This window comes from Bacteroides sp. AM16-13, assembly GCF_003602705.1.
GTDB lineage: Bacteria > Bacteroidota > Bacteroidia > Bacteroidales > Bacteroidaceae > Bacteroides > Bacteroides xylanisolvens.
Genome location: NZ_QTLK01000022.1, coordinates 15,464 through 34,331 on the forward strand (window position 1 = coordinate 15,464; position 18,868 = coordinate 34,331).

Consider the following 18,868-nt stretch of genomic DNA (forward strand, 5'->3'; position numbering starts at 1 on the left):
TGACAATGAAAAACAGAATAACAAACATAATCATAGTAATGGCAATAATGGCTCTGACCTCATGTGTCAGAGAAGAACTTTTGTCATCCTCCCGCAATGGAGAAGAAGGCGAAAGCGTAAAAGTAGAACTTAGCTTTAAGATACCTCCGGCTTCGAGTCCGCAGGAACTACAATCGAGAAGTATGTCCACTGATAATGCTTTCTCTGTAGAATTCTTCAAAGAGGCGTCTCTGACAAAAACGCGGTCGGGTGAGGTGGCAGAGCTATATAATCTGTGGTTATTTCAGTTTCATAGTGACGGCTCCATACATGGTTCGCCCCAGCAAGTATCCGACCAGGTGACGATGGTAAACGAAATGGCTCTATTAAACGTCACGCTACGTGTAGGTACTGACCAGACACTCTACATTGTAGCACTTGGCAAAAAAGTAACCGTAGCGAGCAATCTGATGGAAGTACGGACTATCAAGGAACTTGAAAACCTGCAACTGGACTATGTCGACAACAGAAACGGACTCTATTATTCGCGGATAACCAATGAGAGCGAAATCCCATACGCCGGAGCCGCGAAAGGTATCAGCGTAAATAAAACAGGAAATAGCGACAACGGTGAGATTGTTTACGGCACACCTGATGGTTTCTCCGGTGGCATAGAAGTCAAACGTCTGGTATCACGCATCACACTGAAGCACAAATTCGATGTCACGGAAAACACGCTTGAAGGCATGAGACTGCTCAAAGTACCAACCAAACTGTGTATCAATCCCGCATCAGCAGATAAAGACGTAATAGACAATATCCCGATGGCAGACCTGGAAAGCGACAATGCTTTCGGGGATGCGGACAAGGACACGGATGGTTTCTTCACATCGCAATGGTATGTTGCGCAAAATAAACAAGGAACCATATCAGATATAGTATCAGAAAGAGACAGATATCGGAAAGTGACTGACGGATCGGGAAAAGCACCCGAAGCCGGCACAAATATCGAAGCGTGGTCATATTCTAAAAGTGACCGAAAGCTCTATACAGTTCACCAGATATACGTTGGAAATAACAACACAAACAATTTCGATGTGGAAATAAACAGCTACTATGATCTTCGAACAATCATCAATTCTGTAGATCTTAATGACGGACGTATCCGCTCCTACACAGCCGTCCAGAAAGTTTATCTTTCATCCTCTTCCTATCCCACAAGCAGCGGAAGCGGAACTGGAACAATAACCGGAAAAACCAATGTATATTTTGACGCTCACTACGGATGGCGGCCTGTTATCATCTATGCACAAGGGCGTAAGGTGACTGTCGGCATTTATAAGGATGCACAATGTACGCAATTAGCCAACATGAACTCTGCAACAGAAAACTGGCTTCAACTGTCAGCATACCCCAATTATACGGAGGTGGTACGTAATGGTGGCGCAAATGTGCTCACAAACCAGATAGAAACTAATATTTTCGTACCGACACGGTTCAAACTATACCTATATGCAGACGAGTATATCACTGACGAGAATGGAGTGATTACAGACCCCGAATTCGATAGAAACAAGGTTTATAATGCTGCTACAAACTACCTGCCGACCAATTTCGTATCTGAACGAACTCTCTATGTAAAAGTAACGACCGAAGATATTACCGCTGAAGGAACCTCCCAAAAACGAGAAGGGAAGTATACCATTAAGCAAAAACAAGGACATTATGTCGGTCTATTTGGCGGTGAAATAGAGAATGGACAATACACAGAGGGACTCATCATTGATGCATTTAATGAGAATAATTTCCAAATTGACGATGAAATAGCAACAGCATTCTACATGTACTCCGGATATTATAATGTCATGACCAATTATGTATGGAAGGAAGGAGAAGATCCCGAGACAAACTACCGCAGTTTTATGAACGGCAAGCAAGCAACATTCAATTTAGCAACAAACCCTAAGAACTATGTTGTTAATAATGGGCAAGAAAGCATCATTCCACCTATGCGGAAAATCAATGGTAATATAGATTTATATCAATATAATTACTATAATAGTTTCCAGGCAAGATTCTGTCATGATTTAAACAGAGATAAAAACGGAAACGGTGTGATAGATTATCTACCGGATGATCCTGAAAAGAATGAATTTGAATGGTATTTGCCATCCACATATCAGGCATTCGGGATACTGACCTCCGCAGGAACTATTATTTATGATGCCCCGAACGCATTAGCATTGGAACGTAATGCAACCCTAGCTACCGGTTGGATGATGGAGGGGGGAGGCTGGTATTCCAGCAACACAGGTAAAAACAGTTGGAAATGGGTTCGTTGTGTCAGAGACATACCTGTTCCTCCAGAAAGAAAAACAGGAACCAAAGTAACCACATATATAGACAATGGAGACACCTATGCCCTGATAGATTTATCAACTCTGCCTTACGGAATCACAGATAGAACCACTGCAGAAGGGAAAACCGAGCTATATGAGGAACTGGACCTATACAGTTATTCTACAAAAGGTACGGAATATGACCCGGAGAACCCTCAAAAAGATGCTTCCCAACCATTAGGTAAAAAAGTTTTCCGCGGAAGAAAAAATTATCCGCCGAGTAAGACTACTACTACCGTCACACTCCAAACTTTAGTGTCCTCTTTTTCTTCACCAAGATTTATCGTATCACCTACAGACGTATATAATGATGGCGACACGAAAAGTAACTCTGCAAGCAGTATACTTCAAGACACTGAAGGTACTCCACAATCCAATAGTATCACAATGACTTGGGCTGAAGCGAACGGAAGACTCAATACTGCCAATAGTCAAGGCTGGAATATCCCATCAAAAGCAATGAATACCGGATGTTATGCCTATAAAGGTAAGAGCGGGAAAGACGAGCCCGGAAGTTGGCGCGTGCCAAATAGTCGAGAATTATCCATGATTTTAGTATTCGCTCACGAATTAGAACGGTTTTCTTCAGAAACAGGTTTTCAGAAGTTATACGAGGCAAAAGCGGCGAATTATCTCAGTAATGGATATTGGAGTTCCACAGAACAAAGTTCTACTTTATACTCTCTAGACAAAGCCACGAGTGGTCTTATTGATGTAAATTATGGTCTTACTATATACGAAGGTGCTAATAAAACCTCTACAGATAAAAATCGGCTACGTTGCATCAAAGACATTCCGTTGAATTAGCAACAGCAAAGCCAATCGATATTTTATAATTTCTCTAATAAGTCTACCTTTGCCATACAACAGTGCAGGGGTAGATTTATTAGAGAAACTTATTGGAAACTTCATTTCCGCATTTTAACCAACAATTTGTTCCTCACCGAGAAACTGTAGTTTCCTCGGTGTGGAAACACTTGTTTCTCGGTGAGAAACGGATTCTTGGTTTTAAACCAATGTACAAAAGTAAATTCAACTAATTAGAATTGGAAATATATGAACGGCTGAATCTCCGAACTCTTCATCTGAATAACCAGATAAATCAAAGCTACCATCAAAACAGCTTTTCCTACGAAAGGCAAACGGATCACTCCTCGACAAACTGCATTTTCCCAACTATCGGGAGCAAAATGAAGCAGGAAGCCAAGCAACATCAACGCAAACACTTTCCAATATCCTTCTAGTAATTGCGGGAACAGTTGCGGACGGAAAGTGGTGAATATCTGTCCCAGCATATCCATTGAATTCTGGAAATCGGCATTGCGGAAGAATATCCAGCAGAAGCAGACAAAATGGAAAGTGATAATTACTCCAAACACACGGCGCCAACCGTGACTCTCCTCTCCTTTCTTACGTCCGGTGATTGTCATCCACATTTTATGCAATGCTAAAGCAACACCGTGGAAGGTTCCCCACAGTACGAAATTCCAAGATGCACCATGCCACAGACCGCCCAAGAACATGGTAATTATCAAGTTGAGATATTGCCGGAATTTACCTTTTCGGTTTCCTCCCAGAGAAATGTATAAATAATCTTTTAGCCAACTGGATAAAGAGATGTGCCAACGACGCCAAAATTCCGTAATAGAGGCAGACTTATAAGGTGAATTAAAGTTGAGATTGAAATGGAAACCTAATAATAAGGCGATACCGATAGCCATGTCGCTATATCCGGAAAAGTCACAATAAATTTGCAAAGCATAACCATAGACTCCCATCAGATTCTCAACACCGGAATAGAGAGTAGGATTGTCAAAAATACGTTCCACAAAGTTGATACTGATATAATCGGATATGATGGCTTTTTTGAAAAGACCGGAAACGATCAGAAAAATTCCGCGTCCGAACATTTCCTGCGAGACGAATAGGGGTTTCCGGATTTGCGGGATAAAGTCACGGGCACGCACGATAGGTCCTGCCACCAATTGGGGGAAGAAAGATACGTAGAAGGCATAGTCCAAAAGATTGGTCAATGGCTTTATTTCCTTTCGGTAAACGTCGATGGTGTAGCTCAATGACTGGAAAGTGAAAAAGGAGATGCCGACCGGCAGGAATATATCAAGAGCGGTAAATTCTCCTCCCATCAATGACGCAATCACTCCACCCAGAAAATTGGTATATTTGAAATAAGCAAGAAGTCCTAAATTAACTCCCAAACTCAAAGCGACCAATCCTTTACGTTTCCAATAACCCTCTGCACGATCCATAAGTTGCGCAAGGAAGAAGTCGGCAACGGTGACTATGGCAAGCAGGAAAAAATAGGTGCCGCTACTCTTATAGTAAAAATAATAGGAGAAGAGAGTAACAAACATGATACGGGCGGTGTATTTGCGTTGTAACAACACATACACCACCATGAAAGCAGCGAACAACCAAAGGAAGATACCGCTGCTGAATATCATTGGCGCTTGCGGATCGTAGGTAAGTACCTCTTTCAGTCTACTGAAATCTATATCAATGGGAAACATAGTCATTATATGCTTTGATAAGTGCTTGGTATAATAAATTTCCTTGCAGGATGTATCCTTCGGGTAAATAATGTACATGATCGGGGCGCATCAGTTTTGCGTCTGTCCAGTTCGTGCAGGCACGGCGCTTCCCTCCGACTACATCGTACATATCCCACACGAGCAGACGATGGTCTTTTGCATAACGACGAATGGTTTCCGCTGCTGTCGCTGTACGTGGATTGATGGCATACGTGCGTCTACGCCTTCGCTGCCGGAAACTTTCATAAGAACCGGGAGGGGTAGTCAGAAGAATGGGTACGTTAGGAAGACTGTCGCGCAACAGTTTCACCAGTTCATCCATCTGATTGTAGTGCACATTTATATTATAACGCCGGTTATGGCTTTCATTGGTTCCGAAAGAGAGAATCAACAATTCGGGCTTCAGGGCGGCGATTTCGGCAATACGATCCGGATGGGTAAAGGTAAGGCAAGTAGCTCCGTTGACGCCTCTATCTATATAAGAAACAGCACCGAAAGTTTCTGTCAAACGGGTACCGGTGGTTTGAGGGTAGATATGCCCACGTACATGGCTGTCGCCAATATGAACGATACGGACTGTATCTTCGGAGAGTCCGGCACGCACCTGACGGAGATGCTCAAAGACGGGAGCCAGCAGAGCAATACTGTCAATAATCTCATTCCGACCGGTTTCGCGGAAAGCTGAAGGGAAGGATATCTGTACAGTGATCGTATCATTCGCCCAGTTCATTTCCCGTAAGGGCTTTATAAGTTTTGCGACCTTTCCCGGCGGAGGACATACAGGTATACGATCTTGTGCGATTGCTTCCGCAAGGAAACAAGGAACACTCAACATACCGGCGAGAATAAGAATAAAGACAGACGACAGATTATTCTTGCTCATAAGCACGCCTCCTGTCGTATTGTTCCTTACCATAAATCATCGTTTCATAAAGTAGTCCCGCCAAATGCTTGCCGCCACGGAAGTTTATATGTGTATAATCGTAGTTTGCCATAGAAGGTTTGGCATGCACCAGTTTTGCCATGCTGCCTTCTCCACCCATGGCTTCAAACATATTCCAAAAGGCGATGCCGCTTTCGGCGGCAATGTTCTGCTGATAACGAATCAGATTCTTCACACCGGGCATGGTACGAAGTTCACCGTTCTCGTTTTTAGAATCACGGTCGCCGACGCTCAACAACAGGATTCCTGCTTGTGGGAAACATTCTTTCAAATGCTCGATAGCTGTGAGCAGTCCTTTTTGATAGTTATCATAATTACGTCCCCGTTCGGTAGCTACATTCAAACCATATTCGAGGATAATAAGGTCGTAAGGACGTTGACGGTTAAACTGTTTCAACATTTGTGGAGGAATGCCCCGCAAAGAAAGACCGGAACTGCCACGCAACGAGAAGTTGTCGAGAATGATTCCTTTCTTTCCATCCATTGCCAAACCATAGAACAATGTAGAGTCTGCACGGTCTACTGTCCAACGGATAGAGCCGATGCGTCCGTCCACCTGGATTTGCTGCAATCCGTCGGAAGGGCCTAATGAATAATTCTTGTTTTCTCCTTTGTTCACACGGACAGAAAGGAGGACGGAGTCTCTGCTATGGAAGAAGATGGAGGCACGCTGGCAAGTATCGAGCAGGGAGGCATATTTATTTTGCCCGCGCAGTTCTACATAAGCTCCGTTGCGGGGAACGAAATAATGACCGGATATGCCTTGTTTCTTCTTATCGAAATAGACACTGTCTGTTACCGCATGACTGGACCATCCGCCAAACGTATGTCGCACCGTAGGACGGTAACCGCTTGTCATGGAAGTGATGGTAACAAAACCTACACCACAACCGCCGAATTGTTTCTGAAGCATTTCGCGTAAGTCAGCGGTAAAGATATCCGCTTCGATAAAGGAATCTCCGAATACGGCAATACGTACCTGTTTGTCATCGGAGTCATCGGAAGAGACACGGTCGAGTGCTTTATAAAAAGGAGTCATCCCCCGGAGAGTGGAATCACTGTAATCTTCAATGCAAGTCATACCTGTACGACAGGTATCTACAAAGGCAGGTTTTACAACAGGAGGCAAAGGGATGCTGTCCGAATCAGCTGCGGCAGTCTCTGATTCCGGATAACGAAGGTCGCTCAAAAGGTCTACACGCCTCATCGTGTGCCCGTCAATAGTCAGCGCCGGAAGCCAATGAAGCCCGAGTAAGACTGCAAACACAATCAGTACGAACCACAACGAATATTTCAAATAATTCTTTATTATCTCCATAATGTTCCTAAAATCCAAAACGACCGCAAAGATAGACAAAAGCCACAAAAAGAAAGGAGAATCTACATTATTTATTAGATTCTCCTTTCCTTTTTATCTATCTGCCGGACTACATTTAAATGGTCCGTTCAATGTTCCACACAAATGCGCGCAAGCCTAATTGCTCCGTCTGTAAGTCCATCTTATGCAAGGTGTCGAGCAACGGATCGACTTTGCTATCGTCTACTACTGTCAGGATAGCCGAGCACATACTTGGCCAGGCATGGCTTCCGAAATGCGGATCGCCTGTTTTCGAACCACGTCCCTGTACTTTCTCAAGGTATGTAAAGCCACGACAACCCAAACGGTCGAGTAATGCCATGATTCGTTCGTAATAAGCCTGATCGAATGTTATCAATACTGATTTCATATTTCTTTTCTGTTATTTCTTAATAATGTTGTCTTTATTCGCCTGGAAGTAAACATCCAATTCACGTTGACGACGGAGTTTACGACGACGGTTCTTGATACCTGTTCCTGCAAATACGCAATACAAAGTAGGGATCAAAATCAATGTCAAAATTGTAGAGATCGTCAAACCACCGATTACGGCAATCGCCATCGGGCTCCACATTTCAGAACCTTGACCGCCACCGATAGCCATTGGAATCATACCAAGAACGGTAGTGGCAGTGGTCATCAATACCGGGCGGAGACGGCTCTTACCAGCGGTTACTACAGAGTTCAAGACTGCCAGTCCACGTTCGCGACAAAGAGTGATGTAGTCGATAAGCACAATACCGTTCTTCACCACAATACCAATCAACATGATACCTCCCAACAAACTCATGACACTTAACGTGCTACCCGTAAAGAATAACGCCATCAAGACACCACTGAACGCAAACGGCAGGGAGAACATGATGATGAACGGATAAGTCAGTGACTCGAACTGTGCCGCCATCACGATAAATACAAGAATCACAATCAGGATACCGAGTGTTCCCAAATCGCGGAACGAATCTTGCTGGTCTTCGTACGAACCGGAAATCTGAATGGTGACTTCTCCCGGAAGATCCATTTTATCTATCACTTTATTACCGGCAGCCACTACGTCGCCCAACGGAGCACCGGAGATTACTGCGGAAACGGTCACGATACGTTCGCGGTCTTTACGTTCAATAGTAGGAGGCGCGAAACGTTCGACTACCTTTCCGACGTCTTTCACACGAACGGATTGTCCTTGCGCATTGTAAATGAGGATATTTTCGAGACTTTCCAAACTTGTACGGAATTCGGGCGCATAACGCACTTTGATATCATATTCATCTCCGTCTTCACGATATTTAGACGCTACCGCACCATTGACACGGTTACGCAGGTAGTTACCGGCAGTTGAAAGATTCAAACCATGCATTGCCAGTTTTTCACGGTCAAAGTCTACCTGATATTCCGGCTGATAATCACTACGGCTGATATTTACCTCGGTCACACCTTTCACTTTCAGCAATTCACGTTTCAGACGAGCTGCCACGCTGTCGGTTACCGTCATATCATATCCGTAAACCTCAAAGTCGGCACTAGCCTGTGCGGACATACCTGTGTTGCTACCTCCGAGGATTACCTGTGCTTTACTGAATTCCGGATAGGCTTTCAAATCTTCACGCATCTCATCACAGACTGCTTCCAAAGTGATATCACGATCGCCCGGATCCACCAAACTGATGTTGAACGAAATAATATGCGACCCGTTGTCCTGCATAGATGCCCAGGTATTATCAGAGTCAGCTTGGCCGACTGTATAGTTACAGACTTTCATGATGTCTTTATACTTCGTCAGCCATTGGTTAGTCAACTTCTCTGAAAGTTCCTGCGCTATCTCTTTTCGTGTACCGATCGGCAGCTCCAACTTCACGGCAATACGGGCGTTATCCTGTGCCGGGAAGAACTCCGTACCGATGCCCTTTGCACACAGCAAACTGACAATGAAGAAAGCAATACATCCCACAATAACAATCGGACGATGACGTACAGCCCAGTTCAGCATCTTCGCATACCAGGTATCGAGCCCGTCGAGTGCTTTCTCTATCGGAGTAAAGAAGAGCTTGAACATCTTCGACGGTTTCTTCTGCAAGCGAAGCAACTGGGAACAGAGCATCGGAGTTAAAGATAGTGCGGCGACCGTAGAAATAAACATGATGGCACACATCATCCAACCCAACTGTTTGAAAAGTACACCGGACATACCGCTTACCATTGTCAACGGGAAGAACACGGCAATCATAGTCAGCGTAGAAGCGACTACAGAAATTGCCACCTCATTTGTTCCGTGCACGGCTGCCTGTTTCGGATCGGAGCCACGCTCGATATGGGTCGTTACGTTTTCAAGTACCACAATCGCATCATCCACCACCATACCGATAGCGATAGAAAGCGACGAAAGCGAGATGATATTAATCGTATTTCCACTAATAGCCAGGTAAATGAACGAGGCAATCAACGAAAGCGGAATGGTGATACAGATAATCAATGTTGCACGCCAACGTCCCAAGAAAAGGAACACGACGATGACAACGAAGAGCAAGGCATAAACAACGGTTTCCGTCAAACTGTCGATGGTGTTCAAAATGTTGTCGGAAGTATCGACAATGACACCGATCTTCACGTCACTCGGCAGGTTCTTCTGAAGCCTCGGCAATGCGTCGGCTACTTTCTTGGAGATTTCTACCGAATTAGCTCCCGACTGTTTCTGAACTACAATCATAGCACCTTGCACACCATTGTTATAGGTTTCCTGTGCACGTTCTTCCACAGTATCGACGATTCGGGCTACATCACGCAAAAAGACATTTGCCCCATTATGCGTACCTACCACTACGTCTGCCAACTGGCGGGAATCATCGAACTCACCTTCTACACGCAACGCGTATGTTTCACTACCGATATCGAAGTTACCACCGGGAATGTTCTTGTTCTCGGCACCGATAATGGAACTGATTGTTTCGATAGTCAGGTGATAGGCTTCCAGTTTATTGGGGTCGCAATAGACCTGAATCTCACGTTGCGGCGCACCACTGATAGACACGGTTCCGACTCCCGGAATACGTGCCAGCGGGTTTACCACACGGTCGTCCAATATCTTATAAAGCGCTGACTGACTTTCATTGGCCTGTACGGAAAGCAGCACGATAGGAATCATGTCCGTACTAAATTTGAAAATGATCGGATTCTCGACATCATCGGGAAGCTGCGAACTTACCATGTCGAGTTTATCACGCACATCATTGGTCAGAACGTCAATATCGTTACCAAACTCGAACTCCAATGTAATCAATGACATATTCTCGGAAGAACGGGAGGTAATATGTTTCAGGTTGCTCACTGCGTTCAACGTATTTTCGAGCGGGCGAGTCACATTATTTTCTATATCCGAAGCACTTGCTCCGGGATAAGCGGTCATTACCATGATTGTATTCGTGTCAATGTCCGGATACAAGTCGATAGGTAACTTGGACAAAGAGAAAAGACCAAAAATCACCACTGCCAGGAAGCAGAGGGAGGTCATAATCGGTTTCTTAACCGCACCTTCGTATAAACTCATGTTATTTTATTTAAAAGCCTCTCCCTGCTCCTCTCCCCAAAAGAGGGAGCCGGAAGATCGTTTTGAAATCAGGTTAATTAATAAAAGCATCGGGCGAAAGGTACTGAACACCTCTTATTTGGAAGAAGGCTGGGAAGAGGCTTCCACCTCTACTTCCATACCGTTCACCAAACGTGACTGTCCGGCAACTACCACCTGTGAGTTATCCGGTACACCGGATTTCAACTCATACTCCGTACCCATGCGTCTACCCAGTTCGACCTTATTATAAGATACTTTACCGTCTTTATAAACGAATACATAACGGTCGCCGGAACCTGCCTGCTTAACGATTGCCAAATCGGGAACAACGACGTTTTCTGCTGTACCGAAGTTCAATGTCGCACGGGCAAACATCCCCGGACGCACACGCTGGTCTTTATTATCCAGTCTGATCTCTACCTGGAATGTACGGGTAGTGGCATCTATGGTAGGGTAAATCAGATTGATGGTTCCTGTAAATACTTCATCGCCATATACATCGAGTTTCACGTCGACAGGAGTACCTTTTTTCACTTTCGTGAAGTAGGTTTCGGACACGTTAATCAGGAGTTTCACCGGAGTGATCTGTTCTACTACAAGTACGGGCTCTCCACCGCTGTACATATCGCCATTATCATAGTTGCGTGCAGTGACCACACCATTGATAGGGCTTTGCAAAGAGGTATTCTCCAGCAGATTCTTATAAGCGGTTTTCTTCACATCGAGTTGCATCTTCGAAGCATCCCACTCTGATTTGGACGCACCGCCCACTTTATATAATTCGTCGATACGGTTGAATTCTATTTCCTGATTATCTAGTTGCAGCTTCGTCTGTTTCAGGTTGGCTGCATCCATCTGCACAAGTTTCTGGCCTTTGGATACGCGGTCGCCCACTTCCACAAAAATCTGGTCAATACGTACGGGAGACGAAGGGGCTATATTATTCTTTACTTCAGCTTCCACCGTCGCTGTGTAATCTTGTATTTGATCTACGGGACGGGCTTTTACGTCTGCCAGCTTCACAATGGGCTTCGCGTCCACATGTTCCGCAGCCGCTTTGTCTTTTCCACCTGTACATGAGCCCATAAACACAGTTAACAGCAGGGCTACCAATTGGATACTTCTTTTCATATTCCTTAATTGTAATTTTTTAGTTGTCTATCTTTATTCTTTTCCCAGAACCTGATCGAGGTCTGCCTTAGCAACCAGGTAATCGTATATGGACTGATTATAAGTGAGTTGCGCCTGTGTCAGCGACACTTGGGAACTGTTCAGTTCGAGCACCGTGCCCTTACCTACATCATAACGTTTTTCGGCAATCACTACCGCTTTCTTTGCCTGCATCACATTTTCCTTGTTGCTGACTACCTGCTCTGTGCTGGCACTCATGTTATTGCGACAACTGACAATCTGCATATTCAATTGTCTTTCCGTATCAATACGGTTCCAATCGAGCTGGCGCATCTGTATACGGGCGGATTTCACTTTCGTAAAGTTACTTGCCTTATATAAAGGTATACTAAGATTGAACATCAGGCTGGAACTGTTGCTCCAGTTGTAATTGAAAAAATTGATATTCGGATTATACAGTGATTGATATTGGTAGGAGAAACTCATTGAAAGAGTCGGCATAAAGTTTGTCTTTAAAGACTTTACGTTCTTTTCAAGCAACTTCATGTTCAAGTCCAACTGCTTCATGGTGGTATTGTTGTCCAGATTTACATTTTCTTCTCTCAACTGGTTGGCAAACATGGCCGTCTCATAGTTGGTCAGACTATCGTTAATCTTTATCTCCACATCGGCTGTGATCCCCATCAGGACTTTCAACTGCAACTTAGCCAAAGTCACCGCATTAGCTGCCGAAATCAAGTTTGGTTTAATACTGCGCATCTGCACTTCCGCACTAATCTTGTCATATTCGCTCACGGTTCCCTGCTGATATTTGGCATTCACCACATTGTAGTTATCTTCTGCCAGTTTATAACTGCCTTGAAGCACTTCATAGCTGTCCTGCGCAAGCATCAACTGATAATAAGCCTTGCTCACCTGATTCACGAGATCCAGTTTGGAAGCGCGTGACTTCTCTACTGCCAGTTCAATATCCGTCTTTGTCATCGACATGGCACGATAAACGCCCGGCACAAAGAGTGGCAAATTAATACTCAACCCTGCATTGGCGGTGTTCGTACCGTCTTGTCCCATCTTGAACGACATATCGTTCAGTTTCATTTCAGCCGCTTTAATGGTATGGTCTACTGAACCGGCAATACTAGCCTCCGGCAACAGACTTTGCCAGGCTTCTTTACTGGCAACTTTCTTTAATGCAACTTCTTCTGCTGCCACTTTTATTGTCGGATTCTCATCCAATGCAATTTCCAGGGCTTTGTCTAAGGTTAAGGTTAGTATATTCTTCTCCGCCTGTGTGTCCTGCGCCTTTGCAAAACCAAATGCACAGAGTGCCACAGCTACCAGAAGAATCTTCTTACCTGTCAATCTTTTCATCTTGTTCATAAACTGAATTTCTAATTTAATCTTACTTGTTTGTCAATAAAACCTCACTTTTGCTCTAATCTGCGATGCGGTTCTTACGATATTCTTGTATAAAGTCTTCCAGTACCTTTGCTCCTTTTTCGGTGGAGATGCCGCGTATATAAGTAAACATGATGGATTCGTACACTTCAATAAAAGGATATTCATTGCAGATATCCGTATTCAGAAGTACGTCAAACTGCTCTCGTACCAGCAAATTAACGATAGCGAAGTTCACATCCGGACGAAAAATGCCCTGCTCTACTCCCGTCTTGAAGAAGGACATCGTTTTCTGCGAATCGCTGTCCTGCCGGTTCTTCATCATCTCATATACTTTCGGATATTTCTTGATGTCTTCAAAAAAGCGTTTATTCGTCTGATGGAACACCTCAATACTTTTCTGAAAGACTGCAAGTATTACCTCTAACACATTATGCGACTGTTCAAAGATTTTCTGCAAGTACTTATCTCTGTCGGCCTGTGCCTTCAGTATACATTCTTTCAACAACGATTCTTTATCCGAAAAGACTTCATAGAGGGTACGTTTGGATATTCCTAATGCTGCTGCAATGTCGTCCATCGTAATACTCTTGATGCCTTTTGAAGTAAAAGCTTCTGTTGCTGCCGTTATGATCCGTTCTCTTAACTCTACCCGTTGGGAAGCGTCTTTTCCATGCTCTGCCATCATCCGTTTTTCTATTTTATTAAAATGCAGTTTTCGTTTTCTTTTCATTTCCAAAGGAAAAACGGAACAAAGATATATAGAAAACTCAATTAACAAATCAAGTTTCCATCTATTTATAATGCATTTGGGAATTATTATCATTCAATAGAGTAAAATGAAAACAAGTGTTAATAAGAAATACGGAACAAACATAGGGCAAAGGTAGGAATGATGGGAATACGAAGTAAAGTTTTATCGCCGGCAGAGGGATTATAATCGACAAATGCCGGATAAATGTCGATAGAATCAACACTTACCCGGCAACAACAGTCACCATTATTAACGAAAAGCGAAAAAGGGTTGGTTTATGGTCAATAGTCAATTTGTGTCCTCTTCAGGAAGGCGACTGTTTTATGTATCTCCTTGTACATCACGATATCATCTTTCACAAAAGGCACTTCTTTCCGATAGGCATGAAGGAAACGTTCAAGAACGGGAGAAGTTTTCAGCGGACGACGGAAGTCAATGCCTTGTGCAGCATTCATCAGTTCAATGGCAAGGATATGTTCCAGGTTGTCCATCACTTTATAAAGTTTGGTAGCTGCGTTGGCGCCCATGCTTACGTGGTCTTCCTGTCCGTTGGAGGAGACGATGGAGTCGCTCGAAGCCGCATAGCAGTACATTTTATTCTGGCTGACCATCGAAGCGGCGGCATATTGCGGAATCATAAAGCCGGAGTTCAGACCGGGGTTGGCAACCAGGAATTCAGGTAGTCCGCGGAGTCCCATAATCAGTTGGGAGACACGGCGTTCGGAGATATTTCCCAATTCGGCCAAAGCGATGGCAAGGAAGTCATAAGAGATGGCAAGCGGTTGCCCGTGGAAGTTTCCGCCGGAGATGATCCGGTCTTCATCGGGAAAGATGGTGGGGTTGTCCGTGACGGAATTGATTTCGGTCAATAGTACGGAGGCAACGTAGCGGATGGCGTCTTTCGTGGCACCGTGTACTTGCGGGATGCAGCGGAAGGAATAGGGATCTTGAACGTGTTCTTTGTGACGTTCGATCAGTTCGCTACCGGTCAGTAGTTTGCGGAAGGCTTCGCCTGTCTCGATTTGTCCCTGATGGGGGCGGATTTGCTGGATGCAGTCCATAAACGGGTCGATACGACCATCAAAGGCTTCGAGGGAAAGAGCGGCTATGAGGTCGGCTTTTTTTGAGAGGCGGAAGGCTTTGAGCATAGCGAATACACCGTTGGCGCTCATAAATTGGGTGCCGTTGAGCAGGGCCAGTCCTTCTTTACTCATTAGTTTGACGGGTTCCCAGCCGAATTCGTCGAGTACGCTGATGGCTTCGCACTTTTTCCCTTTATAGTAGACATCGCCGACACCGATCAGGGGGAGGAAAAGATTGGCGAGCGGAGCAAGGTCGCCGGAAGCTCCAAGGGAGCCGCGGTCATAGACGATGGGCATGACGTCATTGTTGAAGAAGTCGAGGATGCGCTGCACGGTGATTACTTGTACGCCGCTATGTCCCAATGAGAGGGCGTGGGCTTTGAGGAGCATCATCAGTTTGATGATGACGGGGCGGATTTCTTCGCCTACGCTGCAAGCATGGCTTTTTATCAGGTTCTCCTGAAGTGTACCGAGTTCGTCAGGAGAAATATTTTTGGTACATAAAGAGCCGAAACCGGTTGTTATACCGTACAGCGGTTCTTCGGAAGAAGCTATTTTGTGATCGAGGTAGTCGCGACATTTCTGGATGCGCAACTTGGCTTCGGGAGCTAGTTCCAGTTTCAGGTTTTCGTTGATAATTCGTTCGATGATTTCGAAGGTCAATGCTCCGGAACCGATATGATATACATTCTTACTCATACGCGCAGGTCTTGATTTACGGCATCCAACAATTCTTTTTCTCTCCGGCAGGCGGTTTGCTCGATTGTATCGGCTTCAGTTTGCAGTTGGAGGACAAAATCTCTGTCTTTGAGCGAACCAAGGTTGATACGGACGTTCAGCAAGGCTCCCAATACGGCGGAACGGGCGGCCATCATGGCTACACAGGCATCTGTGACGGCATTGCGGTTACCCAAGCGAGCAACATCTGCTATGACGGACATCATATCCAGGGCTTTGCGGGCTACTTCCAACGGAACGAGGGCGGCTTGTTTGGTTGCTTCCTGAATGGCGGCACTTCGGGCGGCTTTCTCTTCGTCGGTTGTTTTAGGAAGTTTGAAGCAGGCAAAGACTTCGTTGTAGGCAGCGGAATCTTTATCGATAAGTGCAATAAATTCGTCCAGCAAACGGAGGGTGATTGTTTGTGCGTGCTGCATTACTTCTTCACTGGCTTCGTATCCCTTTTTTCCTACGGTGAGCCGTGCTACCATTGTAGAAAGGGCGGAAGCCAGCGCTCCATCCAAAGCGGCAATACTACCTCCACCGGGTACAGGATCGCTGCAAGCTACTTTATCTAAGAAATCTTTTACGGTTAAATCTGCTAACATGGTATTTTGTTTTAAGTGATTAATTGAGTCAACTATTAAGCGACGGGATACAGCATACCGCCTTTAATAGTCATGATTACACAGTTCATGCCTATATAATAAGGTAGAATATGATAGTTGTCGGAATTGAGAACGATAAAATCGCCTTGTTTGCCTACTTCGATGCTTCCGATCCGGTCGGCTCGCTGAAGGGCGGCAGCTCCGTTCAGGGTCAGGGCGGTGATGGTTTCTTCGATACTCATTTTCATATAGATGCAGGCCAGAGCAATGGTCAGCGGGATAGAACCGGAGAAACAACTGCCGGGATTCAGGTCGGTGGCAAGTGCTACCGCACAGCCGGAGTCAATCATTTCACGACCGCGTGCGTAGGGTTCTTTCAGAGCAAAAGCTGTCAAAGGTAACAGGGTGGCTACTACTCCGGCATCGGCCATTGCACGGATGCCGGCATCGGAAGCGTGCAGGAGGTGGTCGGCAGACAGTGCTCCCAGTTCGGCTGCCAGTTCAGCTCCACCGAGGGAGACGATTTCGTCAGCGTGGAGTTTCAACAGAAAGCCGTGTTCCTTGGCTGCCTGAAGCAGGCGGCGGGACTGTTCGATAGAGAAAACGCCTTGTTCGCAAAAGACATCACAACATTCTGCCAGTTCGCCGTCACGAACAAGGGGAAGCATTTCACGAATCAGGAAGTCGATGTATTCGTCGCTTCTTCCTGCATATTCTTCGGGAAGGGCATGGGCACCGAGAAAGGTGGAGACTATATCGACACGTTTATGCTCGGTGTTGTTCAGGCTACGCATTACCTTTAGCTGTAATAGTTCGGTTTCCCGATCCAGTCCGTAACCGCTTTTACCTTCTACGGTGGTTACACCCATTGTGCTCATTCTTTTCAAAAAGCCTTCGGCTGCTGAACGCAGTTTCAGGAAATTCATTTGCCGGGTGGCTTTTACGGTGCTTGCGATTCCGCCTCCCCGCTCCATAATCGACATATAGCTTTCGCCGTTCAGACGCCAGGAGAATTCTTCGGAACGTTCTCCGCCAAATACAAAATGGGTATGGGAATCAACGAAGCCGGGCAAGAGGCAGTGTCCGCGAGCGTTATAATGCCAGTAGTGTTGATAGTAACCGTCGCGGTCTTCGCCACGGTTCTCACCAACGTAGGTGATGATTCCTTTGGTGACTTCCACGGTTCCGTTCTCTATGACTTGCAGTTGGGACATTTCTTCGCCTTTACGGGCGGAAAAGCCGATGGGAGTTACGATACGGGCATTGAATATGATTAAGTTTTCACTCATAAATTATCCGAATTATCTTGGTTTATTCTTGTTTCATTCATCCTGCTTCTTGATCCGTTGTTTTTTATCAGGCAGGTTCCCCTGTAAACATCCGTTCTGATTTGGATTGAATATTCGCTAACATATTTCTTTACCGGCTATTCCATGATACGGGCTTCCAAGACTTGTTGCATGGAAAAGTTTTCGAGTCCGAGATAATAGGAAGCTGTATCAATCAGGGCTTCCATCGGTACGAGGCCAATGATTTCACTACCGACAATCGTAACACCATAGCGGCGGGCTTCGATACGTACCAGTTCGAAGGCGCGGTAAAGGGCAGTATGGGTATAGTCGGTCATGTTTATGGATACCTGGGTGATGTTTCTCTCCTTTAGCTCCACTCCCATTGCTTTCACATAACGGAGCCCTCCATTGATATGGCGGATATTCTTTGCTATCTTGGTAGCTATTTCCAGATTGTCCGTACTAAGATTGATATTGTAGGCTACGAGCGGCATACGGGCTCCGATGGCGACTGTACCTGCGGTTGGATGACGTTCGGCAGGTCCGAAATCTGGTTGCCATTCGGGTAGTTTGATTTTTTCGGCCATGCCTTCAAATTCTCCTTTACGAACGGAAGCGAGATTTTCCCGATGCGACGCAGTTGCGGACTTCTCATACAGGAAGACAGGAAGATGATAGATCTCGGCTACTTTTGCGGCTACTTTCTTGGATAGTTCGATGGCTTCTTCCATGCTGGTATTCTTAATCGGGATGAAAGGGATGACATCTACCGCTCCCATACGGGGATGTTGCCCGGTATGCTGATTCAGGTCTATCAAACGGACAGCCACACCGACGGCTTCAACGATTGCTTCGTACAGAGCTTCCGGCTCGCCGACAAGAGTTACAACCAGGCGGTTATGGTCTTCATCATTACTGTAATCAAGCAGTTTTACCCCGGCCTTAATACGGAAAGGGGCTACTATCTGATCTATTTTCTCTAAATCACGTCCCTCGCTAAAATTGGGGACGCATTCAATAATTTTATTCCAACTCATATCAAATATCTATTATTATAGAGGTTATATTCAACTGGATAACTATATGTTTTACATTAA

Annotated in this window: 13 protein-coding genes; 1 reads left to right on the plus strand and 12 read right to left on the minus strand. The window is 45.2% G+C overall.

Annotated elements, in window-relative coordinates:
• The first annotated feature begins 5 nt into the window (after nucleotides 1-5).
• Nucleotides 6-3,185, plus strand: coding sequence for a DUF4906 domain-containing protein (locus DW173_RS16910; RefSeq protein WP_120144851.1), 3,180 nt, complete (start codon nucleotides 6-8; stop codon nucleotides 3,183-3,185).
• A gap of 233 nt (nucleotides 3,186-3,418) precedes the next feature.
• On the opposite strand, the gene DW173_RS16915 is transcribed toward DW173_RS16910, so the two are convergent.
• The 12 genes from DW173_RS16915 to ftcD form a co-directional block, all read right to left on the minus strand.
• Complete coding sequence (locus tag DW173_RS16915) at nucleotides 3,419-4,906, minus strand: MBOAT family O-acyltransferase (RefSeq protein ID WP_120144852.1); 1,488 nt, start codon at nucleotides 4,904-4,906, stop codon at nucleotides 3,419-3,421.
• On the minus strand, nucleotides 4,893-5,810 hold the full coding sequence (locus DW173_RS16920; protein WP_225739774.1) for an SGNH/GDSL hydrolase family protein: 918 nt from the start codon (nucleotides 5,808-5,810) through the stop codon (nucleotides 4,893-4,895). Before DW173_RS16920 ends, DW173_RS16915 begins: the two co-directional genes overlap by 14 nt.
• A complete protein-coding gene (locus tag DW173_RS16925; RefSeq protein ID WP_120144853.1) occupies nucleotides 5,797-7,188 on the minus strand; it encodes an SGNH/GDSL hydrolase family protein in 1,392 nt (463 codons plus the stop codon). Before DW173_RS16925 ends, DW173_RS16920 begins: the two co-directional genes overlap by 14 nt.
• A 115-nt stretch (nucleotides 7,189-7,303) precedes the next feature.
• Nucleotides 7,304-7,597 carry a PG0541 family transporter-associated protein gene (locus tag DW173_RS16930; protein ID WP_005675458.1) on the minus strand — a complete coding sequence of 98 codons (294 nt, stop codon included), beginning with the start codon at nucleotides 7,595-7,597 and terminating at the stop codon, nucleotides 7,304-7,306.
• A gap of 12 nt (nucleotides 7,598-7,609) precedes the next feature.
• On the minus strand, nucleotides 7,610-10,768 hold the full coding sequence (locus tag DW173_RS16935) for an efflux RND transporter permease subunit (protein WP_120144854.1): 3,159 nt from the start codon (nucleotides 10,766-10,768) through the stop codon (nucleotides 7,610-7,612).
• Between the two features lie 114 nt (nucleotides 10,769-10,882).
• Entirely contained in the window at nucleotides 10,883-11,920 is a 1,038-nt protein-coding gene (locus DW173_RS16940; RefSeq protein ID WP_004313470.1) for an efflux RND transporter periplasmic adaptor subunit, read from the minus strand.
• A 33-nt stretch (nucleotides 11,921-11,953) separates the two neighbouring features.
• Nucleotides 11,954-13,300, minus strand: a complete 1,347-nt coding sequence (locus DW173_RS16945; RefSeq protein ID WP_120144855.1) for a TolC family protein — start codon at nucleotides 13,298-13,300, stop codon at nucleotides 11,954-11,956.
• Between the two features lie 55 nt (nucleotides 13,301-13,355).
• Complete coding sequence (locus DW173_RS16950; protein ID WP_008023025.1) at nucleotides 13,356-14,006, minus strand: TetR/AcrR family transcriptional regulator; 651 nt, start codon at nucleotides 14,004-14,006, stop codon at nucleotides 13,356-13,358.
• Nucleotides 14,007-14,353: 347 nt separating this feature from the next.
• On the minus strand, nucleotides 14,354-15,853 hold the full coding sequence (gene hutH, locus DW173_RS16955; protein ID WP_120144856.1) for a histidine ammonia-lyase: 1,500 nt from the start codon (nucleotides 15,851-15,853) through the stop codon (nucleotides 14,354-14,356).
• Complete coding sequence (locus tag DW173_RS16960; protein ID WP_008645757.1) at nucleotides 15,850-16,479, minus strand: cyclodeaminase/cyclohydrolase family protein; 630 nt, start codon at nucleotides 16,477-16,479, stop codon at nucleotides 15,850-15,852. The genes hutH and DW173_RS16960 overlap by 4 nt, the downstream gene beginning before the upstream one ends.
• A 35-nt stretch (nucleotides 16,480-16,514) precedes the next feature.
• Nucleotides 16,515-17,768, minus strand: a complete 1,254-nt coding sequence (gene hutI, locus DW173_RS16965; RefSeq protein WP_008645755.1) for an imidazolonepropionase — start codon at nucleotides 17,766-17,768, stop codon at nucleotides 16,515-16,517.
• Nucleotides 17,769-17,905: 137 nt separating this feature from the next.
• Nucleotides 17,906-18,808, minus strand: a complete 903-nt coding sequence (gene ftcD / locus DW173_RS16970; protein ID WP_120144857.1) for a glutamate formimidoyltransferase — start codon at nucleotides 18,806-18,808, stop codon at nucleotides 17,906-17,908.
• Between the last annotated feature and the right edge of the window lie 60 nt (nucleotides 18,809-18,868).